Origin of the sequence: Streptomyces sp. x-19 (assembly GCF_046549115.1) — a bacterium.
Taxonomy (GTDB): Bacteria; Actinomycetota; Actinomycetes; order Streptomycetales; family Streptomycetaceae; genus Streptomyces; species Streptomyces albulus_C.
This window is the reverse complement of the sequence record NZ_JAJPWK010000008.1, coordinates 101,415-123,672: the sequence shown is the minus strand read 5'-3', so window position 1 is coordinate 123,672 and position 22,258 is coordinate 101,415. Positions and strand designations below refer to the sequence as shown.

Annotated in this window: 26 protein-coding genes; 16 read left to right on the top strand and 10 right to left on the bottom strand. The window is 69.8% G+C overall.

What is annotated here, in order from left to right:
• The first annotated feature begins 53 nt into the window (after positions 1-53).
• The 4 genes from ACLJT4_RS21065 (at position 54) to ACLJT4_RS21050 (ending at position 3,762) form a co-directional block, all read left to right on the top strand.
• On the top strand, positions 54-494 hold the full coding sequence (locus ACLJT4_RS21065; RefSeq protein ID WP_051661500.1) for a hypothetical protein: 441 nt from the start codon (positions 54-56) through the stop codon (positions 492-494).
• On the top strand, positions 487-1,716 hold the full coding sequence (locus tag ACLJT4_RS21060) for an MAB_1171c family putative transporter (RefSeq protein ID WP_411124015.1): 1,230 nt from the start codon (positions 487-489) through the stop codon (positions 1,714-1,716). Before ACLJT4_RS21065 ends, ACLJT4_RS21060 begins: the two co-directional genes overlap by 8 nt.
• A 59-nt stretch (positions 1,717-1,775) precedes the next feature.
• Complete coding sequence (locus tag ACLJT4_RS21055; RefSeq protein WP_411124013.1) at positions 1,776-2,573, top strand: oxygenase MpaB family protein; 798 nt, start codon at positions 1,776-1,778, stop codon at positions 2,571-2,573.
• Positions 2,574-2,928: 355 nt separating this feature from the next.
• A complete protein-coding gene (locus ACLJT4_RS21050; protein ID WP_411124011.1) occupies positions 2,929-3,762 on the top strand; it encodes a PIG-L family deacetylase in 834 nt (277 codons plus the stop codon).
• 182 nt (positions 3,763-3,944) lie between these two features.
• Here ACLJT4_RS21050 and ACLJT4_RS21045 read toward each other — a convergent pair whose 3' ends face one another.
• Positions 3,945-4,184, bottom strand: coding sequence for a response regulator transcription factor (locus tag ACLJT4_RS21045; protein WP_411124009.1), 240 nt, complete (start codon positions 4,182-4,184; stop codon positions 3,945-3,947).
• 390 nt (positions 4,185-4,574) lie between these two features.
• On the opposite strand from ACLJT4_RS21045, the gene ACLJT4_RS21040 reads away from it, so the two are divergent.
• Positions 4,575-4,907 (top strand): hypothetical protein, encoded by a 333-nt coding sequence (locus tag ACLJT4_RS21040; RefSeq protein ID WP_411124007.1) that lies wholly within the window; start codon positions 4,575-4,577, stop codon positions 4,905-4,907.
• A gap of 242 nt (positions 4,908-5,149) precedes the next feature.
• Here the strand turns inward: ACLJT4_RS21040 and ACLJT4_RS21035 are convergent, their stop codons facing one another.
• Positions 5,150-6,079, bottom strand: coding sequence for an NADP-dependent oxidoreductase (locus ACLJT4_RS21035; RefSeq protein ID WP_411124005.1), 930 nt, complete (start codon positions 6,077-6,079; stop codon positions 5,150-5,152).
• Between the two features lie 82 nt (positions 6,080-6,161).
• On the opposite strand from ACLJT4_RS21035, the gene ACLJT4_RS21030 reads away from it, so the two are divergent.
• On the top strand, positions 6,162-6,551 hold the full coding sequence (locus ACLJT4_RS21030; RefSeq protein WP_411124003.1) for a winged helix-turn-helix transcriptional regulator: 390 nt from the start codon (positions 6,162-6,164) through the stop codon (positions 6,549-6,551).
• A 232-nt stretch (positions 6,552-6,783) separates the two neighbouring features.
• Entirely contained in the window at positions 6,784-7,077 is a 294-nt protein-coding gene (locus tag ACLJT4_RS21025; protein ID WP_411124001.1) for a hypothetical protein, read from the top strand.
• Here ACLJT4_RS21025 and ACLJT4_RS21020 read toward each other — a convergent pair.
• Entirely contained in the window at positions 7,059-7,499 is a 441-nt protein-coding gene (locus tag ACLJT4_RS21020) for an SRPBCC family protein (protein WP_411123999.1), read from the bottom strand. The two genes, ACLJT4_RS21025 and ACLJT4_RS21020, sit on opposite strands and share 19 nt — an antisense overlap.
• 256 nt (positions 7,500-7,755) lie before the next feature.
• On the opposite strand from ACLJT4_RS21020, the gene ACLJT4_RS21015 reads away from it, so the two are divergent.
• From ACLJT4_RS21015 to ACLJT4_RS21005, 3 genes are all read left to right on the top strand, one after another.
• Positions 7,756-8,622 carry a helix-turn-helix transcriptional regulator gene (locus tag ACLJT4_RS21015; protein WP_411123997.1) on the top strand — a complete coding sequence of 289 codons (867 nt, stop codon included), beginning with the start codon at positions 7,756-7,758 and terminating at the stop codon, positions 8,620-8,622.
• Entirely contained in the window at positions 8,619-9,518 is a 900-nt protein-coding gene (locus ACLJT4_RS21010; protein WP_411123995.1) for an aldo/keto reductase, read from the top strand. The genes ACLJT4_RS21015 and ACLJT4_RS21010 overlap by 4 nt, the downstream gene beginning before the upstream one ends.
• A 114-nt stretch (positions 9,519-9,632) precedes the next feature.
• Positions 9,633-10,415 carry an alpha/beta fold hydrolase gene (locus ACLJT4_RS21005; protein WP_411123993.1) on the top strand — a complete coding sequence of 261 codons (783 nt, stop codon included), beginning with the start codon at positions 9,633-9,635 and terminating at the stop codon, positions 10,413-10,415.
• Positions 10,416-10,682: 267 nt separating this feature from the next.
• Here ACLJT4_RS21005 and ACLJT4_RS21000 read toward each other — a convergent pair whose 3' ends face one another.
• Together ACLJT4_RS21000 and ACLJT4_RS20995 are read right to left on the bottom strand one after the other, a co-directional pair.
• Positions 10,683-10,823: a hypothetical protein gene (locus tag ACLJT4_RS21000; protein ID WP_411123991.1), complete on the bottom strand. Its 141-nt coding sequence runs from the start codon at positions 10,821-10,823 to the stop codon at positions 10,683-10,685.
• 149 nt (positions 10,824-10,972) lie between these two features.
• A complete protein-coding gene (locus ACLJT4_RS20995) occupies positions 10,973-11,944 on the bottom strand; it encodes an SDR family NAD(P)-dependent oxidoreductase (RefSeq protein WP_411123989.1) in 972 nt (323 codons plus the stop codon).
• A gap of 152 nt (positions 11,945-12,096) precedes the next feature.
• Here ACLJT4_RS20995 and ACLJT4_RS20990 point away from each other — a divergent pair, with 152 nt between their 5' ends.
• Positions 12,097-12,591 carry a TetR/AcrR family transcriptional regulator gene (locus ACLJT4_RS20990; RefSeq protein WP_411124282.1) on the top strand — a complete coding sequence of 165 codons (495 nt, stop codon included), beginning with the start codon at positions 12,097-12,099 and terminating at the stop codon, positions 12,589-12,591.
• 393 nt (positions 12,592-12,984) lie between these two features.
• Here the strand turns inward: ACLJT4_RS20990 and ACLJT4_RS20985 are convergent, their stop codons facing one another.
• The gene (locus tag ACLJT4_RS20985; protein WP_411123987.1) at positions 12,985-13,809 is read right to left on the bottom strand and encodes an SDR family NAD(P)-dependent oxidoreductase; all 825 of its coding nucleotides are present in this window, start codon (positions 13,807-13,809) and stop codon (positions 12,985-12,987) included.
• 360 nt (positions 13,810-14,169) lie between these two features.
• Complete coding sequence (locus ACLJT4_RS20980; protein WP_411123985.1) at positions 14,170-14,652, bottom strand: MarR family winged helix-turn-helix transcriptional regulator; 483 nt, start codon at positions 14,650-14,652, stop codon at positions 14,170-14,172.
• Positions 14,653-14,730: 78 nt separating this feature from the next.
• On the opposite strand from ACLJT4_RS20980, the gene ACLJT4_RS20975 reads away from it, so the two are divergent.
• From ACLJT4_RS20975 to ACLJT4_RS20965, 3 genes are all read left to right on the top strand, one after another.
• Positions 14,731-15,183, top strand: a complete 453-nt coding sequence (locus ACLJT4_RS20975; protein ID WP_411123983.1) for an SRPBCC family protein — start codon at positions 14,731-14,733, stop codon at positions 15,181-15,183.
• Between the two features lie 123 nt (positions 15,184-15,306).
• Positions 15,307-16,461, top strand: coding sequence for an epoxide hydrolase family protein (locus tag ACLJT4_RS20970; RefSeq protein WP_411123981.1), 1,155 nt, complete (start codon positions 15,307-15,309; stop codon positions 16,459-16,461).
• 34 nt (positions 16,462-16,495) lie between these two features.
• Complete coding sequence (locus ACLJT4_RS20965; protein ID WP_411123979.1) at positions 16,496-17,344, top strand: LLM class flavin-dependent oxidoreductase; 849 nt, start codon at positions 16,496-16,498, stop codon at positions 17,342-17,344.
• A gap of 267 nt (positions 17,345-17,611) precedes the next feature.
• On the opposite strand, the gene ACLJT4_RS20960 is transcribed toward ACLJT4_RS20965, so the two are convergent.
• Positions 17,612-18,463, bottom strand: a complete 852-nt coding sequence (locus ACLJT4_RS20960) for a class I SAM-dependent methyltransferase (protein WP_411123977.1) — start codon at positions 18,461-18,463, stop codon at positions 17,612-17,614.
• Between the two features lie 143 nt (positions 18,464-18,606).
• Complete coding sequence (locus ACLJT4_RS20955) at positions 18,607-19,389, bottom strand: alpha/beta fold hydrolase (protein ID WP_411123975.1); 783 nt, start codon at positions 19,387-19,389, stop codon at positions 18,607-18,609.
• Positions 19,390-19,507: 118 nt separating this feature from the next.
• Here ACLJT4_RS20955 and ACLJT4_RS20950 point away from each other — a divergent pair, with 118 nt between their 5' ends.
• Positions 19,508-20,464: a helix-turn-helix domain-containing protein gene (locus ACLJT4_RS20950; RefSeq protein WP_411123973.1), complete on the top strand. Its 957-nt coding sequence runs from the start codon at positions 19,508-19,510 to the stop codon at positions 20,462-20,464.
• A gap of 91 nt (positions 20,465-20,555) precedes the next feature.
• Here ACLJT4_RS20950 and ACLJT4_RS20945 read toward each other — a convergent pair whose 3' ends face one another.
• Positions 20,556-20,981, bottom strand: coding sequence for a MarR family winged helix-turn-helix transcriptional regulator (locus tag ACLJT4_RS20945; RefSeq protein ID WP_411123971.1), 426 nt, complete (start codon positions 20,979-20,981; stop codon positions 20,556-20,558).
• A gap of 87 nt (positions 20,982-21,068) precedes the next feature.
• Between ACLJT4_RS20945 and ACLJT4_RS20940 the strand changes: the two genes are divergently transcribed.
• Entirely contained in the window at positions 21,069-21,710 is a 642-nt protein-coding gene (locus tag ACLJT4_RS20940) for an MBL fold metallo-hydrolase (protein ID WP_411123969.1), read from the top strand.
• Positions 21,711-22,258: the final 548 nt, after the last annotated feature.

Genomic DNA, 22,258 nt, shown 5'->3' with positions numbered 1-22,258 from the left:
AGATACCAGAGGGTTGGGCTGGCGACATGGGAATCCGGGCCGAGCGACAGCGAGTGAGGAAGATCCTTCGCGATCTCGGACTACCCGCTCACCCCACCCTGCAGGAACTCTGCTCCGCCTACGAGCAGCGAACGGGGCGCACACTGCACCTCATCGAACGCGAGGTCCGTCCCGGCGAACCCTCGGGTGAGTACGAACAGTATCTGGGCGAGGACCGCATCTACTACCCAAAGGGCACAAGCCTGGCGCATCAGGCCCTGGTGAAGTGCCATGAACTCGCCCATCTCCTCCTGCACCATGCGCCCCGTCACAACGCCATCGATCCGGACGTCGTCCGGCGGGTCCTCGGGCGCTCCCACTACGCGGATCCGGCCGAACACGAAGCCGAGACGGTCGGCACGCTCCTCTACTTGGAGCTGAACCTCGAACCGGAGGACGGGGCGGCGGCGCACATCGCGCCCGCGCTGATCCACCGGGAAGGGCGTCATGCCTAGCAAGGAGACCGCCTACGACCTCGCGTACACGGTCGTGGGCCTGAGCCTCTACCTCCTGGCCCTCTACAAGGGGCGCGCCTGGCTCAGCGAACGGATCCCGAGCCTGCTCCTCATGACGGGGGCCGCACTGTCCGCCGGTAGCGGCTTCCTGGTGGCGGCGCCGCACAACTACCGGCTGATCGACCAGCTCGCGGGGATCTCGAACCTCGCCACGTACGTCGTCTACAGCGCTATCACCGTGTGCTGCGCCTTCTACCTCTTGATCGTGATGCTCTGGAGGGGCGCATCCGCCAACGGGGGCAGCTCCGCCACCTCTGAAGTCCGTAGGCAGGCGGAAAACGATCGCCTCCGCCGCGCCGCTCGTTGGGTTGCGCCCCTCTACGCCGTCATCCTCTTGCTGATGACGGTCCTCTTCTTCACCGTAGAGCTACCGACCGGCGAAAGACCGCTGGACTTCGACACCACCTACGCCAAGCAACCCACCATCACGGCATTCCTGATGATCTATCAGGCGGGTTACGGGCTCGGTATCTGGTCGATGGCCTATTTCGCCTGGCGGCACTCCCGCCGGATGGCGGACCGGCTGCTCCGCACCAGTCTCACCTGCACGGCGATCGGCTGTGTCTTCGTCGCCATGTACGGCGTCTTGAAGATCATCGCCATTGTCGGCGTCAACGCCGGACTCCCCTCAATGGAGCCCATCAGCAACACCCTTGCCCCCGCGGCTGCTTCGGTGGGCGGCGACATCGTCCTGTACGGATGGGTGTACAGCGCCCTGAAGGCGCGCCGCCACCGCAACCAGGAGTTCCACGCCCTGGAGATACTCTGGAGGACGGTGACGCGCATCGACCCCGGCCTCATCCTGAAGAACCGGGTGCCGCGCTCGGAGTGGGGTCAGCAGGTCATGGCGGTCCGACGGGCCGGAGAAATCCGTGACGGTCAACTGTCCTTGCGCCCATGGGTCTCTCCCGACGTGGTGGACACGGCCAGGCGCATCGCGGAAGACGAGGACCTCCGGCCGTCACAACGCGAAGCGCTGGCGGCTGCCGCGGCGCTCCGTGCGGCGCTGCGTGCCAGGGAGGAGGGGACCATCCCCTCTCCGGCATGCGACCATCTCCCGGGCATAGAGGTTCCCCCGCACGCCGAGCGGCAACACCTCATCATGGTCGGGAAATACCTCCACAGCGCACTTGTCGACAAGGTCCTGGCCGCCTCCCCATGACGCGCACAAGACGGAATGACGAGATGCATCCAATGAGCGAAAAAGCCGGGTGACCTTCAGTGCCATGGACAATTGAGGAAGAGCAGAAAGCCCAAGCGGTCTACCGGGAAATGGCGCTCACGCACTTCCCCGGCGATGTGAAGCTCGGACTGAACCTCGGCTTCTACCGCACCTTCGCCGTCCCCTCCATCGCCCGCGTGCTGGTCGGCACGGGAAAGCTGACCAAGCAGCCGCGCGTTCGGGCGAAGGCCACCGGCGAGCTCATGTACACCCTCATCGAGCACGGACTGGACACCGGCGAGGGGGAAGCGGCAGTACAAAAACTGATCCGGCTTCACTCGGGTCTTGCCGTCTCCAACGAGGACTTCGTCTACGTACTGGCAGCCTTCTGCATCACGCCCGTCCGCTGGATCGACACCCACGGATGGCGTCGAACGAACCAGGCCGAGAAGAGAGCGACCCACACGTTCTACTCACTCCTGGCCGAACGAATGGGCATCACGGACGTCCCCGACTCCTTCGAGGAATTCACCGCATGGATGGACGCATTCGAAGTCAGGACGTTCCGCAGCACCGCAGAAGGGCACAGCCTCGTCACGGCAACCCGGTCCCTGCTGTCCGATCGCATGCCCCGACTCCTCTCACCGCTGGCCAGCGGCATCTTCACGTGCCTTCTCGGAGAGCGACTCCGCAAGACCTTCGAACTGCCGCGCCCCCGCCTGCTCATGAGAAGTCTGGTTTCCACCGCACTGTGGGGTCGACGCCTCCGCACGCGCCGCGCCCACACCCGCGGTCTTTCGTCTCCTCACCCACACGGCGATCCCTCGGAAGGACCCGTGGGCACAAGGGACAGCTAGCCGAGAGGCCCTGACGGCGCGTCAGCCAGGCACCTCAAACCACCTTGTGGGGGAGCGAGGCCCGGTTCGGTCACCGGGTGGTCCGTGCCCGTCCGGCACCGTGTCAGGTACCCGTCATCGGACCGGGGCCGACTTCTGACACCGCCGCCGACGATCGCCCCGTGATCCGAGGTGCCGAACGGGAACAGTCGGCCCGGGCGGGACTGTTGCATCCACCGAGGGACCGGCGCCGCACGGGCGGGGGACACGGAGACCACAAGATCATTCTCCCCCCACGGAGAGGACCGGGCCCCGGGATCGCGGCACGCCCGCCGCGCATTCGGACTGAGACGTATTTCTGCAGGAGGACTGTTACATGACGGACCGGCCCTTGACGCTCATGGCGGTGCACGCCCACCCCGACGACGAAGCCACCGGAACCGGAGGAGTCCTCGCGCGGTACGCGGCGGAGGGCATCCGCACGGTGCTCGTGACGTGTACCGACGGCGGTTGCGGTGACGGACCCGGGGGTGTCAAGCCGGGCGATCCCGGGCACGACCCGGCTGCCGTCGCCTCGATGCGCCGTCAAGAACTCCAGGCGAGCTGTGACGTCTTGAAGGTCAGCGATCTGGAGATGCTGGACTACGCCGACTCGGGAATGACGGGCTGGCCGAGCAACGACGCCCCCGGATCCTTCTGGCGGACCCCCGTGGAGGAAGGCGCCGGCCGACTCGCGGAACTCATGCGGCACTACCGACCCGATGTGGTCGTCACCTACGACGAGAACGGCTTCTACGGTCACCCCGACCACATCCAGGCACACCGCATCACGATGGCGGCGTTGAAGATGACCGAACTGACGCCGAAGGTGTACTGGACGACGATGCCCCGCTCGGGGATGCAACGGTTCGGGGAGATCATCCGCGAGTTCCACCCGGACATGCCGGAGCCGGACCCCGCCGAGGCCGCCGCGATGGCCAACATCGGTCTCCCCGACGAGGAGATCACCACGTGGGTGGACACTACCGCGTTCAGCGGCCAGAAGTTCGACTCGCTGGCCGCGCACGCCAGTCAGGGAGAGAACATCTTCTTCCTCAAGATGGGCAAGGAGAGGTTCGGTGAGTTGATGGGCATGGAGACCTTCGTCCGCGTCCAGGACGCCACCGGCACGGCCGTACCCGAGAACGACCTCTTCGCCGGACTGCGCTGATCCGCTCGCCCGACCGGGGCCCGGGGAAGCCCATCGACCGCAGGGCGCGATCGAGCATGCGCACACACCCGGGGGCTTGTCCACGCGGGTTGCGCTCCGGCAACCCGCGACCGGGCCGGTAGGTCCTCGCCGGCAGCGCGGACAGGGGTGTGGCAGGCCGGCCCTGTGGTCCCTGAGCGTCGTCAGCTCCCGGCGGGTTCGTCGCGCTGCTCGTACGTCCACATCGCCAGTTGCGTGCGCGAGGTGAACCCGAGCTTGCCCAGGATGCGTTCGACGTGGTTCTCCGCGGTGCGCTGCGCGATCGTCAGGCGCGCCGCGATGTCCTTGTTGGTCAGGCCCTCGGCGACCAGCTCCGCGACCTGGCTCGCGCGCCGCGTCAACCCCGGCACCACCCCGGCCGCGCCGTCCAGTACGTAGGCCATCGCCTCGTCCACGGTGGCGCGCGCCCCGCGGCGGAACTCCCGGTCGAAGGCCGGGAGTTCCGGACAACGCCTCCCGCGCCGCGGCCTCGAAGCGCAGATGCTGCGCGCGCATGAACGGCACCGAGCCCAGCCGCCCGCCCGGCGACTCCCACAACAGGTGCAGCACGCCCAGGAGCCGGGCCGCGCGCCGCGGGGCGCCCCGGGTGCTCCAGGCGATGACCTCCACACACATGGCCAGGCCCCACCAGTCCTGGAACGGGCGCAGCCGGGCGACGGCCGCCCTGGCGTGTGCGATCCCGTCGGCCGGCGCACCCGCCCGCCGGGCCAGCAGGACGCGAACAGCTCGGCGGCGCTCGCGAAGTCCTCGCGCCACACGGCGAGGATCCCCTGGTGCTGCCACACCCAGGCCGACTCCCGCCGGTGGCCGCCCCGCCTGGCCGCCGCCTCGCACCCGGCAAGCGCGCGCTGCACATCTGCGTCCGGGTCGCCCTGCAGGATGCCCAGGTACGTCTCGGTGACGAGGGCGTGCACGCGGACGGCGGGATCCGGGCCGGCCGCGTCGTCGCCGTCGTCCTTCGGATCGTCGGCGGCGAGCAACTGCGACAGTCAGGGGTGGCCCTCGGACAGCAGACCCGCGGTGATCCAGTAGTGCCGGGGCGACACGGCCAGGGCCAGACCGCCGAGCCCATCGAGTTCCCCGTGCTCCCGCTCGCATCCCGATGAGAAGCAACCCAGGCACCCAACTTGGCGACACCGCGACTGCGGGCCGACCCGCGTGACCCTGGGTTGTTGACAGCGCATCGGTCAGCGCATCGGTCAGCTCACCGAGCAGTTCACCGAGCAGTTCACCGAGCAGACCGGGGACTTGGAGAGCTGCCTGGCCCGGCTCGTGGAACGCCACGTCACGCCCCGCAGCAGCTCGCCGTGGTCGGCATCGGGCCGGACGTGGCAAGTCGGCGACCGGGTCAGAGGGTGAGGACGAGCTTGCCCTGGAGGTGACCGGCGTCGAGCAGCCGGTGCGCGTCGGCGACGCGCTCGAACGGGAACGTCTCCTGCACGTGGACCCGGAGCCTGCCCTGTTCGACGAGTTCGACGAGACCTCGCAGGCCGACCGGATCGGGATCGACCGCGATGCCGCTGAAGCGCATGCCGGCCGCCTCGTAGGTGGCGGCGAGCTCCGCAGCATCCTCGACGACCGCCGTCACTAGGTGACCCCCTGGGCGGAGCACGTTGAGCGACCGCTTGGCAGTGTCGCCGCCGATCGTGTCGAGGACGACGTCGATGTCGCGGACCGCCTGGGTGAAGTCGACCGTCGTGTAGTCGATCACCTCGTCGGCGCCGAAGCCCTCGACGAACTTCCGCTTGCTGCCGCTGGCGGTCGCGATCACGTGCGCGCCGAGCGCTTTCGCGATCTGGATCGCCACGTGCCCGACCCCGCCGCCACCGCCGTGGACCAGTACGCGGTCGCCCTCGCTCACGCCGCCGAGGTCGACGAGGCCCTGCCACGCCGTCAGCCCGACGATCGGCAGCGCGGATGCCTCGACGTGCGAGAGCGACGCCGGCTTGCGTGCCAGGTGCAACGCCGGCGCCGATACGACCTCGGCGTACGCGTTCGCCGCCCGCGGGAACAGCGGCATCCCGAACACCTCGTCGCCGGGCCTGAACCGCCACGTCTGGGGTGCGTGATCGACCACGCCGCTGATGTCCCAGCCGAGGACGAACGGCGGCCGGCCGATCAGCGGGAACTCGCCGGCGCGCAGGAGCGCTTCCAGCGGGTTCAGCCCGATCGCCTTGACGCGGACGAGAACCTCGGTCGGCAGGGGCCGGGGCTCGGGCGCGTCCACGAGGGTGAGCACCTCGGGACCGCCGAGCGTCTGCTGGGTGATGACGCGCATGACTCTCCTGGCTTTCGAAGGGGAAGGAGGTAGGAGACCCAGGCTAGGTGTCCGATGGGAACCGGCAGGTACCTTGGGTGCCATGAGCGGTTCTGGTCCCGGTGATTCCTTGCTCGCCGACTGTCCGGCGCGTCTGGCGGTCGAGCTGATCGCCGACAAGTGGACGGTGGTCGTGCTCTCCGGCCTCAGCAAGGGCCCGGTGCGCCATGGCGAGTTGGTCGAACTGATCGGCGGCATCTCCCGCAAGGTGCTCACCCAGACGCTCCGACGGCTCCAGGCGCACGGACTCATCCGCCGCCAGGCATACGCCGAGGCGCCGCCCCGCGTCGAGTACGAACTCACTCCGCTCGGGACGACGCTGATCGAGCCGATCCACGTGCTGACCGAGTGGGCGAGGGCGAACGGCGACGCCGTGCTCGATGCGCTCGACGCCCATTCCGAGCCCATGGCCGAAGGACACTGCTCTTCCTAGAAACAGTCCCGGACCCGGCCCCGGACCCGTACTCGATGCCGCGCAACCCTTCGGGTTCCTTGCCGCGTTCGCGTGCGCGCCGGACGTCCCTCACGTTCATGGTTCGGTTGCGGGGCGCGCTCAGCCGGTTGCCTGTCAGCTGGGTTCGCCGTGCCGCACCCACCGTCGGCCCGGTGGCGGGGCCGGGAGGTGAAGTCGCCGCTCGCCGCCGCCGGCCGGTGTCACGGCCCGGTTGTCGTCAGCCCTGGCCAGGCAGAACCTGGTGGTGGCGTGGCAGGAGGTCGGTTCCGGGCCACCCGCGCCGCAGGCAGGCGACACGGTCTGCTCGATACGGCTCGGCAGGACCCGCCCCTACCACCGACCCAGTTCGTGCCAGTTCAGCCGCTGGCGGATCGGCAACGTCGTCGACCGTTACGTGTACGTCATGCAGACCGACTCCCGCAGGGTCGGTGCGAGCGGCCAGGACACCTGGGACGGTGGCCGGACCAACCCGGCCACAACCGTCCATCACGGTGTGCAACAGTGATCGGCCAAGCCTCGCAGTCCGGCTGCGAAGATGTCGGTCCGGAAGTTGTTCGCGAGTTCGTCGGCGTGGGCCTGGTCGCAGTCGAAGTTCACCGACCAACCGACGAACGTCTCATCGGTGGCGGTGAGAGGCAGAACCCGCATGGTGGCCCGGTAGCGCTGCACCGGGTAGGGGGAGCTGACGATGCCGTAAGTCAGGGACCGTGCGTGGTCGTCCAGTGCCAGGAGGGACTCCACCACGATCTCCCCGTCGGCCATGGACAGCGTGCGAACGCAACCGACGCGGTCGGGTGCTTGTCCGTCCGACAGGACACAGTCGGCGACGGCCGGTTGCCAGGCGGCCAGGCCACCGAAGTCGCGGACCACGCGCCACACCGTGGTGACCCGGGCCGGGATGAGGGCGCTGGCGAATGCTTCGGGCATGAAGGAACTCCGGTTTTCGAGGTCGAGGAAGCCGTCACGGCTGCCGTGACGGCTTCCTCGACCTGCCCCGGAGAGGACGGGCAGAGGCCGCATCGTCGTGCGGTCGGCAGCGCGGTGACTGGTGACGGCGTCGAAGCTACGGGCACGGCCGCTGGCGTGGGAGGGTGTGCTGCGGCCAGCCGAGGAGGCGTGCCCGGCCGTGGAGGGGTGCAGCGCACCCACGCCCCGGCGTCCGTCCGCGATTAGCGTGGCTGCCATGGAAAGCGTGAACGAACTCGGCGACTACCTGCGAGCCCGCCGTGCGGCGGTCGTGCCAGCGGACGTCGGCCTGCCCGACGACGGGTCGCGGCGGGTGCCCGGGCTGCGACGTGACGAAGTGGCGCTGCTGGCCGGGATGAGCACGGACTACTACATCCGGCTGGAGCAGGGCCGCGAGCGGCGCCCGTCCGAGCAGGTGCTGCGGGCGATCGCCGGGGCGCTGCGGCTGAACGACGCGGCGACCACCCACCTCTTCCGGTTGGGCCTGTCCGTCTTCGAGACGGCGGCTGCCACGACGAGCGTCGCTCCGGAATTGCTGCGGCTGATGGACAGCATGCGTGAAGTGCCGGCCTTCGTGGTCGGGGCGGCACAGGACGTACTGGCGGCCAACACGATGGCGCGGGAGCTGTACGCAGGATTCGCCCGCTACGACAACCTGCTGCGAATGATCTTCCTCGATCCCTTCGCGCGCGAGTTCTACGCCGACTGGGACCGCGCGGCGCGGATCGCGGTGGGCAACCTGCGGGCGTCCTCCTCGCGGTTCCCGCGGGACGAGCGGATCGAGCGGGTCGTCGGCGAACTGAGCGTGCGCAGCCCCGCGTTCACGGGCCTGTGGGCGCACTACGAGGTCCGTCCCCGCACGCACGAGGACAAGCACTTCCGGCACCCACGGGTGGGTGAGATACGTCTGCACTTCGAGGCACTCGCCGTCACCAGCGCCCCCGGACAGCACCTGTCCGTTTACAGCGCGGAACCCGGCAGCACCAGCGCCGACGCCCTGATCCTGCTCGGCCGACTGTCCGAGCAGGAAGCGTCCCTGACGGACCAGCACACCCCCGAAGAAGAAGGAGGACCCCGATCATGATTGCGTCGCTCTCCGACGCCGCCGGCACCTTCGAGATCGCCGGCAAGAAGGTCGCCCGACTCGGCTTCGGCGCCATGCGCCTGACCGGACTCGGCGTGTGGGGCGAGCCCGACGACCGTCGGGAGTGCGTGCGTGTGGTGCGCCGCGCCGTCGAACTCGGCGTGCAGCTGATCGACACCGCGGACTCCTACGGCCCGTACGTGAGCGAGGAGATCATCCGGGAGGCGATCCATCCCTACCGCGACGACGTGCTGATCGCGACCAAGGCCGGGCTGACCCGCAACGGGCCCGACGTGATCAGAACCGACGAGGGACTGGTGCGCCTCGGTCCGGCGGCGTGGCCGCCGGTGGGCCGCCCGGAGTACCTGCGCCAGCAGGCCCTGATGAGTCTGCGCCGGCTCGGCGTGGAGCACATCGACCTGTTCCAGTTGCACCGCATCGATCCGCAGGTCCCGTTGGAGGACCAGGTCGGCGAGCTGAAGAGGCTCCAGGACGAGGGCAAGATCGTCGCGATCGGACTGTCCCAGGTCACTGTCGACCAGATCCAGCAGGCCCGCACCATCGCGGAAATCGCCACCGTGCAGAACCGCTACAACCTCACCGACCGCAGCTCCGCCGACGTCCTGGAGTACTGCACCCGCCACGGCATCGGCTTCATTCCCTGGGCGCCGGTGGCCGCGGGCGAGCTGGCCCGCCCCGGCGGCCCGGTCGACCGGATCGCGGCCGCCCACCACGCCGGCCCGTCGCAGGTGGCGCTGGCCTGGTTGCTGGCCCGCTCCGGCGTCGTCCTGCCCATCCCCGGAACCTCCAAGGTCGCGCACCTGGAGGAGAACCTGGCGGCGGCGTCCCTGAGGCTGAGCGCCGCGGAGGCCGACGAACTGACTGCGGCGGTGTGACAGCCGCCCCAGGAGGCAGCGCCCCTGCTCCGTCCTGCTGCTCCTTCGCACCGTGAGCCGGCCCTTCTCCCATCTCCTTCCCCCCCTGTCCCCACCGAAGAAAAGACGCTTGCCATGCTGCTGCCCTCCGACGAAGCGGGCCGAGGCCGTCCCGTCGTCCTGCTGCACGCCCGTCCCACCGACCGCACCATGTGGGGCGCCCACCTTCCCCTGCTCGCCGACGCGGGCCTGCGGGCCATCGCGCTGGACCTGCCCGGCCACGGCGACGCGCTCGTGCCCGCCGACCGTGAGGTGGCCCCCTGGACGGACGTACTCGACACCCTCGACCACCTCGGGGCCGACCGTTTCGTCCTGGCCGGGAACTCCCTCGGTGCCCTGGTGGCACTCCAGGCCGCCATCACGGCGCCGGAGCGGATCGAGGGCCTGGTACTCGTCGGGTATCGGCCCCACGACCAGCCGGCCTCTCCCCGTCTGCAAGCCGCCTGGGACGCCGAAAGGACGGCGCTCGCCGCCGGCGACCTGGACGCAGCCGTGACAGCCGGCGTCGAAGCGTGGACCTCGGCCGGCGCGACCGACGCCGTACGCGCGCACGCGGCCCGCATGCTCCGCGGCCAGCTCACCGAACAACTCGCCCACGGCGAGCCGTCCCTGGCGGCGGACCCGCTCGGCGAGGGAACGGCGGTGCTGCGCACGCTGACCGTGCCCGCCTTGGTCGGTGTCGGTGAGCACGACATGCCCGACTTCTTCGAGGGCGGCCAAGCACTGGCCCGGGACCTCGACGCAGGCGAAGCCGTGGTCATCCCCGCCGCGGGGCACCTCGCGCCACTGGAACAGCCCTCCACGTTCTGCACCCTGCTACTGGACTTCGTCCGCCATCTTCCGGAGCAGGAGCGCTGAACCGTGCACTCCGAGGCGCAGCCCCCTCTGCAAGAGGATCAGGCGGCCCCACCAGCACTGGGCCAGGCGCCGCTCGGCAGGCCAGGAGGCTCGATGTGGTCACGGCGCCGGCTGCGCGGGGCCACCCCCGAGCGGGGGTGGCCGCTCTCAAGGGGCGGCATCATCGTCGTCCGGGCTCGACGGGGCCGGGCTTCAGGGCCTGGACGAGCACGCTGAACGCCGCCTGCTGGCCGAGGAGATGTCCGGCGTGACCGATCGCCCCGGTCCCTACTGGCCGTCGCCCTCACCTGTCGGACGCTGGGCGAGCGCGGTCCACGAGCGCAGGAGCAGATCGAAGGCGTCGACGACGTCGTCGTCGGGGATGCCGTCGGGGGCCAGCAGGCGTTGGACGAGCAGGCCGTCCTCCAAAGCGTGGACGATCAGGGCGAGGAACGCGGGGTCTGCGGGCGATGCGACGCCGCGGGCGGCGAACGCCTGCTCCAGGCCGCGATGCCAAGGCTGTTCACCAATCGCTCGATCCCGTTCGCTCTGGGACTGCCACTGGTGGCGTCGCGAGGTCAGACGCGGAGCAGGTTGGTCGAGTCCGTCCAGAGGCGCTTGGCGGTGGCGGGATCGAGTGCCCACTCCTTGACGCCGTGCGGGTGCTGCGCGAGGTCGGCGTCGTTCGGCACGGTGTAGGCCACTTGTGCATCGTCGAGGTAGTGGCCTCCGGAGTGCGCGAACTCCGGGGCGACGGCCGCGACGATGCTGGTGGCGGCCCCTTGCTCGACCGTCTTGTACCTGAAGACTCCCGCGGCCTCGGCCGCGTCGAGGGACTCCTTCTGCTGCGTGGTGAAGTTCCGCTGCAGTCCCGTCGCGACACCACCGGGGTTCACCGCGTTGGCGATGATGCCGTCGGAGGCCCACCGGCGGGTCGCCTCGACGGCGAAGAGCGAGTTCGCGGTCTTCGACTGGGCGTAGGCGATCTGCGGGTCGTAGCGGCGACGCTCGAAGTGGAGGTCGTCGAAGTCGACGCCGGAACGCATGTGCGCTGTCGAACTGACCGAGACGATCCGCGCCCCGTCGCGGTCGAGCGCTCCCTGGGCCAGGGCGCCGTGAAGGCTGGTGGCCAGGGCGAAGTGGCCGAGGTGGTTCGTCGCGAATTGAAGCTCCCAGCCCTCACGGGTTCGTTCGAGGCCACCGGTGACCACGCCCGCGTTGTTGATCAGCAGGTGAAGTGGGCCGTCCCACGCGTCGACGAAGCGGGTGACGGCGGCCCTGTCGGCGAGGTCGAGCCGCACGACGCGAGGCCGGATCCCTCCGGTCGAGCTCGCGATCGCCTCAGCGACGGCGTCGCCCGCAGTCGTGTTCCGGACGGCGAGCGTCACCTCTGCCCCGGCAGCGGTCAAGGCACGAGCCGTCTCGATCCCGAGTCCGGAGGAAGCTCCCGTCACGATCGCGCGGACGCCGGTGAGGTCGACGCCCCGCAGTACGTCGTCGGCGGTGCTGGAGGAGGTGAAGGGCGTGGAGAGGGGTTCGCGAGCAGCCATGGCAGCGACTATACGCACTAGACTTACTCTGTATAGTGCGAATCCTGGTCCCGTATGCTGGTCGCATGAGCAGCACCAGCACCGATGTTGGCCACCCGCCGACGCCAGTCGCCGATACCGCCGGCCGTCGGACCGCGGTTCTGGACTCCGCCATGGTCACGTTCGCGCGATTCGGTTACAGGAAGACCTCGATGGAGGAGGTGGCGCGGGCGGCGCGCATCTCCCGGCCGGGGCTCTACTTCCTCTTCTCCTCGAAGGAGGCCCTGTTCCGGGCCGCTGTCACCCAGGCATTGGAGCGGGACATCGCAGCGGCCGAACGCGCCTTGGCCGACACCGGCCGACCCCTCAGAGAGCGCCTCGTCGAAGCGTTCGACCAGTGGACGGGCCGTTACATCGGACCGCTGACGCGCGATGTCGCGGTGGTCATCGAGGACAACCCCGACCTCCTCGGAGAAGTCGTCGAGACCACGCCGCGACGTTTCGAGGAACTGGTCACAGACGCGATCGCCGTCGAGTCAGGACAAGAGGCAGCCACCCCTGTCGCACAGACGATGATCAGCGCATCGATCGGTCTCAAGCACCAGACCGCATCACGAGAGTTCTACCTCGGACGACTGGAGGTCGCCATCGATCTCCTGATGCACTGAAGACGCAGGCCGCTCTGCCGGTCGTGCCGGTCCGGGAGTTCAGCGGTCGTCCGGATCGCCGGGGAAGGCGCGGACGCGGCGACGGTGGTCGATCCGTTCACCGGTCGACGGCGACGGGCCCCGTGCGGCACGACGAAGCCCCCTGGAGCCACCCGGGCACGTCCGGCTGGCACAGGGCGGGGACGGGGCGTTACGTTTCTCGTTCGTGGCAGTGAGCGCGCGTACCGCGGGTCAGTCGCGACTTCTGGGATGACGACGGGCGGGCCGGGGCGCGGCCGTGACCGATCTGCGCGGCTGCCTCGATGACCCGGTCGTACGCCTGGCGACTCGGCGACTCGCTGGGGCGACTGCGGTGGGCTTGCCCATCGAGGCCCATCGCGGCCCGGCCCGGAGTCAGCCGATCGCGAGCTGTCCGCCGCGTGCTTCGAGAACCGTGCCGGTGATGTAGCTGGCGCGGGACGAGACAAGGAACGCAACCGCTTCGGCGATTTCCTCAGGGTCTGCGACCCGCCCCAGTACGGTGGTTCGCCCGATCGCCTGGAGGGCTTCCTCTCCCATCTCCTCCGTCCCGGGGGTGTAGACGGGGCCCGGGGCGACGGCGTTCACGCGGACGCCCTGGGCGCCGAACTCGTCAGCCCATACTCGGGTGAGAAGCTCGAGCGCGGCTTTGGAGGCCCCGTAAGCGCCCGATTCCCGCACCGGCGTGGTAGCCGCCGCCGTACTCATACTCACGATGGCGCCATGCCCCCGCGCAGCCATTCCCGGGGCGAGGGCGCCGACCAGGAGCATCGGCGCGCGTGCGTTGACGGCCATCTGGGCGTCGAACATCTCGGCGGTGGTATCCGGTGTACTGGCGAACCGGTAGATACCGGCGTTGTTGATGAGAATGTCCACTTCGCCCGCTTCGGCGGCAAGGCGCAGGACGTCTTCGGAGCTGCTCAGGTCCGCGGCAACGAACCGAGCGGCCTTCCCGCCTGCGGCAGCGATCTCTTCGACGATCTCATTACCTCGTTGCTCGTCCCGCCCGTGGACGATGACCGAGGCCCCCGACGCTGCCAGGCGCAGGGCAACGGCCCGGCCGATGCCGGCGGAGGCGCCGGTGACAAGAGCGGTGGATCCGTCCAGTTCTGCAGTCATGGAAAGCTCCTCCAGGTCGAGAGGAACGACATGCTGTTGGTTGTTCCTCGTGTAACTGCTGATCCTGATGGTTCCTTCCATGGCCAGGACGGTCCCACGCCGGGCCGATCGTTGAGCGTGGTCCAGCCCGGGGCCGTGGCCGACGTCGTCTTGGGAGGCCGGTGAGCTCGCCTTCGCCGATCACGTCCGGAGGTGAGTGGAGCGCTCCGCCCTGCTCGTGGAGAGCGACGGGTGCGCTGCGTCCGGATCGGTGACGGCGGATGGCTGGTCGGGGACATCAGTGAGGCCACTGTGGCGCCGTGCGCCAGCCGACTGGACCGCGGCGTCCGTCTCGCCTCGCTCCCGGCTCAGCCGTGGGGTGAGCCTGGCGGGCGCGTGCGGCGGCGACGCCGTGGCGCCCGCCGTCGGTGTTCACCAGGTGCTGCCGCGCCGTTCGGTGGGTCAGGGGAGTTCGGATTCGAGGCGGCGTTGTAGTTCCCTGAGGGTCTCGCGGGCGAGGTGGAGCCTTTCCGCGTCGAGGCCTTCGGTGGTGCGGAGGGCCAGCTGGGTGTAGGCGGTCTGCATCCTGTGCAGTGCGGCGCGGCCGGTCGGGGTGACTTCGAGCAGCTTGGCCCGCTGGTGCGCGGGATTGGGCCGATAGCAGGCGAGTTCGTCCTCGACGAGCAGGTCCGCGACGCGCTGGACGGCCTGGCGCGTGTGGCCGAGCCGACATGCGATGGCCCCGACCGGGGCGGCTTCCTGTTCGACCTCGGCGAGGACCTGCCAGCGCGCCAGGCTCTGGCCGGTGGGTCGGGCGATGCCGTTGCCGATCGCCTCGACGACGTTGGCGAGACTGCCGACCTGGTCGATCAGTGCGCTGTAGGCATCGCAGGCCCGGTCACCATTGTTGACAACATGTTGTCGTCTCGCTAGCTTGTCGGACATGGCAACATGTTGTCATGTTGCGCTTCGTGCCGCAATGAGTTGCGCTTCGCGCCGCCATGAGCGAACCAGGAGAACCGAATGTCCTCCACACCCCGCCCACTCCTGATTTCACGCGACATCGTTATCGCCGCAGCGCCTCCGGCGGTGTTCGCGGTGCTCGCCAATCCGCACCGCCACGCCGATTTCGATGGTTCGGGCACCGTGAAGAACGCGGTCTCGGGGCCGGAACGGCTGAGCCTGGACGACACGTTCACCACAGCCATGAAGCTGTTCGGCGTCCGCTACCAGATCGTCAACACGGTCGTCGAGTTCGAGACGGACCGGCGTATCGCGTGGTGCCACCCCGGCAAGCACCGCTGGCGCTACGAACTGGAGGAGGTCGACGGCGGCACGCGGGTGATCGAGACCTGTGACCTCTCCACCTCGCCGGTGCGCGGACTACTCGTGCGCACACCGTGGCCGCGCTGGAACGCCGAGGGCATCGAGAAGACTCTGCCGCGGCTCAAGGCCCTGGTCGAGAACGGCGTCTGAACCGACCGGTGGGGTCAGCGCCGCCCGGCTCACCCCGCCCGTAGTGAGACCTGCGGCCCGCGGCCGAACACCTCGCCAGCGGCCTGTCGCCGCAGCACGCGCTTCACAACCCAGGAGACTTGCATGACATCCACACCCCGGCCATTCCGGATCGACATACCCGAAGCGGATCTCGCGGACCTCGCGCAGCGTCTGGACCGCACCCGTTGGCCCGATGAATTACCTGGGGCGGGTTGGTCCTACGGCGTCAGCAAGGCATGGCTGCGGGATCTGGCCGATCACTGGCGAGAGGGCTATGACTGGCGGGCGCACGAGGCAGCTCTGAACGCGCACCCGCAGTACACCGTCGAGATCGACGGGCAGAACATCCACTTCCTGCACCTCCGCTCTCCCGAGCCGGACGCGACCCCCTTGATCATCACGCACGGGTGGCCCAGCACGATCGCCGACTTCCAGGCGATCCTCGGACCACTGACCGATCCCCGCGCACACGGCGGCGACCCGGCCGACGCCTTCCACGTCGTCGCGCCCTCACTGCCCGGGTACGCCTTCTCCGGCCCGACCCACGAGCGCGGCTGGGGCGTCCATCGCACCGCCCGCGCCTGGGCCCAACTGATGAGCGACCTCGGGTACGAGCGCTATGCGGCCCAGGGCGGAGACTTCGGCAGTCTCATCGCGCCCGAGCTGGGTCGGGTAGCCGGTGACCGGGTGATCGGAGTCCACGTCAACGCGTTGGCCTTCGCCGCCTGGCCCACGTCCCCCGATGAGCGCGAACTGCTCAGGGAAGCGGACCGCGAACGGGCACTCAACCACGAACGCTGGTGGTACGGGCGCTCCGGCTACATGCACGAGATGAGCACACGCCCGCAGACGATCGCCTATGCGCTCAACGACTCGCCGGTCGGTCAACTGGCCTGGAACCTGGAGTGGTTCGTCGACTACGACCCCACGCAGACGCAGCAGACCGCCATCGACCGGGACGCGATCCTGACCAACGTCACCATCTTCTGGCTGACCAGGACCGCGGGCTCGGCGGCCCGCCTCTACTTCGAGGCCGGAGCCGAACTGCCGGCGGGCAGGCCGTCGCCGTCGGAGGTGCCGACGGCGGTGGCCAACTTCCCCGGCGACAACGCCATCCAGGAACTGGCGAACCTGTCCCACACGGTCAGGCGCTGGCGGGAGTACGACCGCGGCGGGCACTTCCCCGCCCTGCAAGCCCCGGAGCTGTTGATCGCCGACATCCGAGAGTTCTTCCGCTCCCTTCCTGGCAAGCCCTGACTCAGGATTGATCCCACCGCAGAGAGGAACCGCCGTGCAGATCGGCATCGGACTTCCGAATCAGGTACGCCATGTCACCGCGTCGGCCCTGCCACGCTGGGCGGCCCGGGCTGAGGAAGCCGGGTTCTCCACCCTCGCCACGACCGGCCGCTACGCATACCCGGGGGTGAGCGACACCGTCGCGCTCGCGGCCGCGGCGGGGGCGACCACCACGATCGGACTGCTCAGTGCGGTGCTGCTGGCCCCGACGTGGCCTGGTGCCCTGCTGGCCAAGGAGATCGCGGGCATCGACGGTGTCTCCGGCGGCCGTCTCACGCTCGGTGTCGGCGTCGGGTCGCGCGCGGACGAGTTCACCGTTCCCGGGCACGAGCTGCACGGTCGCGGCGCGCGACTGGAATCCGACCTGGACACCTACCGCGCGGTCTGGGGCGGCGAGCCGGTCGGCAACGGACCGAACCCGGCCGTGCCATCGGGCACCCGGCAGGTCCCCATGCTGTTCGGCGGGTACTCCGCTCGCGCGCTGCACCGCATGGTGCGCTGGGGAGAGGGCTACATCGGCGGTTCGCTGCCCCCGGCCATCACGGCGCCCAGCTTCGAGGCGGCGAGGCGGGCCTGGCAGGAGGCAGGCCGCCGAGGCGCTCCGAAACTCGTCGTCCTTGCCTACTTCGCGCTGGGCGACACCGAGGCCGGACAGGCGAACATCCAGGACTTCTACCGGCTGGCCCCCAAGGACATCGCCCGCAATGCGGTGCTCCACACCACCCGGTCGACGATCGAGCAGTCCCTCACGGAGTACACCGACCTCGGGGTGGACGAGATCATCTTCGTGCCCGCCACGGACGACCTCGACGAGGTCACCCGGCTCGCCGACATCACCAACTGAACAGCCGTCAGGTGCGTGCCGCGCATCGAAGATGCGCGCACCACCTCCCCCACGGGTGCAACCCGCTACGTCGACGCCTGCGTCAGCCAGCTCCAGGCGCGCCCAAGGCCGCAGTCCATCTGCTGCGGTAGTGCAGAGAAGGGCTCCGCGCTCTTCCAGCGGACCACCGACCAGAGCGCGGCAGGACCAGGTCCCGCCGCGCGCATGAACCCGGCTCCACTCATCAGGCCCCCGTGGAATCGATCATCTGGGGAACCGGGAGGCCCTCTACCGGCGGACCGCCGAGATCAGTCCGCCGGGCTGCTCCTCGCGCTGCGGCGGGGTGCTGAACGGGCGGCCGTAGGCGGCAGCGCGCTCGCGCAGGGTGTGGCTGTCGGCCTCCCAGCCGTGCCCGGCCAGCCAGCCCGCCGGGTCGTCGGGCATCTCCGAGACCCACATGGACGCCGCCGATCCCGGCGCGGCGTTCGCGCCGAAGCGGTCGAGCACGCCGCGCGAGCCCAACGTCAGCCCCATCCGACTGCCTGCCGCTGACTGCGCGCCGATCCGGGTCAGCAGCAACTCCACCGCGTCCTCGGGCAGATAGATCAGCAGTCCCTCGGCGATCCACACTGTGGGCACGGCCGGGTCGTGCCCTGCGGCGGCCAGCGCGCCTGGCCAGTCCGCACGCAGATCCACCGCGACGGTGATCCGCTCGCAGTGTGCGACGGCCCGCTCCTCGCGCAGCACCGAAGCCTTGAAGTCCAGTGGCGCGGCGGTGTCGACCTCGAACAGCCGGGTGCCCTCGGGCCAGTCCATCCGGAAGGCCCGGCTGTCCATGCCGGCGCCGAGCAGCACGACCTGCCGGATCCCGGACGCGGAGGCCCGCTGCAACAGGTCGTCGAGGAACTTCGTCCTGATGACGATGGAGGCCGACACGGCCAGTCGGCGGCGGCGCGCCCCCTCGTCATCGGGCAGCGGCGCCGAGGAGGGCCACAGGCCGCCGGCGGTGGCGAAGGCCCGTGCCAGTGGGTCGCGGAACAGCGCGTCCTCCCGCTCGGTCTCCAGCGCCCGCACCCTGGCCACCCCCACCGCCGTGGCCCATACGCCCGACGGCTGCACCCGCTCCTGCTCATCAGTCACCGAGCCAGCCTAGACGACCGACTCCAAGGAGCGATGACGGGTGGAGCCAGGCTCATGCGCGAGCGGTGAATGCTCGCCGCCGCGCCGGAGGCAGCAGTCAACGCGTGCATAGCCGAGTTGACCGAGTCGGAGTTGGTCTTCGCTCAGGCGTGATGCCGCAGGAAAGTGGTGAGCGGCCCGTTGGTTGCTTCGGGGTGCGTCAGGTTCGGGGTGTGGCCGGCGCCGGGAACGACGAGCATGTCCAGGGCCCCGGGCAGCTGGGCGCGGAGCATCTGCCCGAGGGCAAGGGGGACCGGCTGGTCACGTTCGCCGTGCACGATCAGCGCCGGCGCGGTGATCTCGCCGAGGCGCCCCGAGACGTCGTCCACGCTCATGAGCACGGCAACCGCGTCCGCCAGCCGCGTGCGGGGCTGCTCGCGCCACGAGCGCAGCCACTCCTCGTGGATCGCGGGCTTGCCGAGCAGCAGGTCGAGCAGCACCGGGGCCACCATGTCAGGGCCGCCGGCCCGGAAAGCCTCGCTGACCCCGCTCATCTGCGCCAGAGCCGCCGGCGGCCAGGCCACCGCCGCGGTGTCCACCAGAACCAGGGCCCTGACCCGCTCGGGCGCCCGCAGCGCCGCGCGCAGCGACAGGAACCCGCCCTGCGAATGCCCGACCAGCGTCGCCCGCGAGACCCCGAGGTGGTCGAGCAGACCGAGCAGATCGTCGGCGGATTCCCAGTACGTGTACAGCTCGCCGTCGTCCCTGGACAGGCCGTGCAGCCGCTCGTCCCACACCACACACCGGAACTCGCCGCGCACCGCCTCGACCTGCGGCGCCCACATCCGCCGGTCCATCAGGTTGCCGTGGCTGAAGACGACCACCGGGCCGTCGCCGCCGCTGTCTTCGAAGTAGAGCTGCTGACCGTTCACAGTCGCGTAAGGCATGCGCGTTCTCCCATCGGGTTAACTTGGTCCTTCCACAGTGCCGGGGGAGCGAGCGGCCGAATTGCCGTCACGCGCACACCCCGTTGTCGCTACGCGCACGGAAGCAGGGGAACGAGCCATGGCGGTCGTGCTGCGGACCCAAGACCACGCGGTGGCCGACCGGCGCGCGTTCTGGCAGGACGTCGTCTGCGACAGCTTCGTGCCGGTCCACGTCAAGCCGCTGACCGGCGAGCCGTTCCACGGCCGGATCCAGGCAGACTGCCTCGGCGCCGTCCAGATCGCCGAGGTGGTGGCCGATCCGAGCCAGGTGGACCGCACGCCCCGGCTGATCACCCGCTCCGACGCCGAGTTCCTGCTCGTCGGCGTGATCCAGGGCGGCAGCGCGCTGATCCAGCAGGACGGCCGGGAAGCCGAGCTACACCCCGGCGACATCGCCTGTTACGACACCACGCGCCCCTACACGCTCGTGTGCCGCGAGGGCTTCTCCATGCTGGAGTTCATGCTCCCGCACCGCCTGGCACACCTGGACAGCGGCCAGACCGGCGAGGTGACGGCGACTCGCTTCTCCGCGACCGAAGGCGTCGGTGCCCTGGTCTTCCCGTTCCTCGTCCGACTGGCCAGGCGCCCTCGCGACTACGCGGACAGCGCGGAGAGCCTCGCCCGGACCACCGGTGACCTGCTCGCCACCATGTTCGCCGAGCGGTGCACCCGCCCGAGCCGGGACGACGCACATGCCGCGCGTCGCACCACGTTCCTCCGCATCCGCGCCTATATCGACCGGAACCTCGGTGACCCCGACCTGTCGCCGGCGCAGATAGCCACGGCACACCACATCTCCCTGCGCTACGCGCAAAAGCTCTTCGCCGAGGAGCAGACCACCATCACCGCCTGGATCAGACAGCGCCGGCTGGAGGGCTGCCGCCGCGACCTCACTAGCCCGTTGGCGGCAGGCCGCACCGTGGCCTCGACCGCGGCCCGCTGGGGCTTGCTCGACCCGGCCCACTTCAGTCGCGTCTTCAAGTCCGCCTACGGCCTCAGCCCTGTCGACTATCGCGCCGCGCACAGCGAGAAGTGACCGCTCGGCAACGCAACATCGGCAACGTCTCGCACCGCCGGGCGAAATGCCCCCGCACCTTGTTGCCGTGCCGCCGTTGCTCGCCGAGCGGTCAGTGTCCGGTGAGGCGGGCCGTCAGGCGGGAGAGCAGGGTGACGGACTCGCTCAGCCGCCGTCGTTCGTCGGGGTCGAAGGTCTCGCGGATGGCGGCGCCGAGGGCGCCCGCGCGGAGAGTGCGCTCCCTTTGGAGGCGGGCGCGGCCGGCGTCGGTGAGGTGCAGCAGAAGCTTGCGACCGTCGGCGGGGTGCTGTTCGCCGTGGACCAGGCCGCCGGCGGAGAGGTCTTTGACCGACTTGGCGGCCGACTGGTGTGTGACGCCGCGCAGGCGGGCGAGGTCGGCTGTGGTCAAGGGGCCGCCGCGGTCGAGGAATCCGAGAATGGCGGCCTCGCCGGGAGGCATGGTGTCCACGGCTCGTACGGCCCGGACCAGTTCACCGAGTGACCGCCGCAGTTCCTCGCCCAGTGCTTCTTCGTCCATGGGGCCATCTTAGCCATAGTTGTGTCACCTAGTTGTACAGTCAGGTTGTAGAAATTGGTTGGATGGAGAGGGAAGGACGTGTCGGCCATGGAGCTCACCAAGTTCGGTCATGCGTGTGTGCGGCTTGAGAAGGACGGGCGCCGCCTGGTCATCGACCCGGGCGGCCTGAGTGACCCGAGGGCGTTGGAAGGCGCCGACGCCGTGCTCGTGACGCACGAGCACTTCGACCACTTCTCGGAGGAGGTACTGCGCCGGGCGGCCGCGGCGCGTCCGGGGCTGCGTATCTGGACCAACTCCTCCGTCGCGAAGCGTCTGGACGGCCTCGGTACACGGGTCGCCACCACCGGGGACGGCGACGCCTTCAGTGCGGCAGGCTTTGACATCCGGGTTCACGGGGCCTGGCACGCGGTCATCCACCCGGATGTGCCGCGCATCCCCAACATCGGTTTCCAGGTGGACGAGGCCCTCTTCCACCCAGGCGACGCCCTGACCGTCCCCGACGGTCCGATCGGAACGTTGCTGCTGCCCGTGCACGCTCCCTGGTCCACCGTCGGCGATCTGATCGACTACGTGCGCGAGGTCGCTCCCCACACCGCCTACGCGGTGCACGACGGTGCCCTCAACGACGTGGGCGCCGCGATGGTCGAGGGCTTCCTCGGCGAGCGGGGCCCCGGGGTCCCGGCCCGCTACCAACGGATCGCCCCGGGCACGACCACCCGGATCGCCTGAGGTCCGGCGCCACCGGCAGCGGCGGCGCCGCACCTGCCGGTCCGATTCCCCGCCACCGTTCCGCGGGCTCACATGCCTGGCGCGGAGGCCGGGAGGCCGTGCCCGGACACCTGCCTGTTATGTCCCCAAGGGGCCGATGTGGCCTCACCGCTGCAGGCCATCGATCCGGCGACCCGCCTGTGATGCCGGACGTGGTCCCGTGGGTCCGAATGACTGCGGCTTCTCCTAATTTCGGTTGTGTTATTCGGACCCAGGGACGCAGTGGGGGCAACCGCTAGGCTCTTTTCAATGCGCTCTTCACGCTTCGTACACACACGCGCGGGCGCGGCGCGGTCTCGAAGGGACGACGACCGCCGCCGGTCGCTGTCGTGCGGAACCGGGCTGGGCCGGGCCGCTTCCATCACGGCCATCACGGCCCTCATGGCCGTCGCAGCGATCGTGTTGAGCGTGGCCGTGGCCGGATACGCGTCCGACACAGGGGTACGGGACGCGGGCACGACGACGGATCTGCCGCAGCCGGCGGGCACGTTCCCGTCGGGGCCGGACTG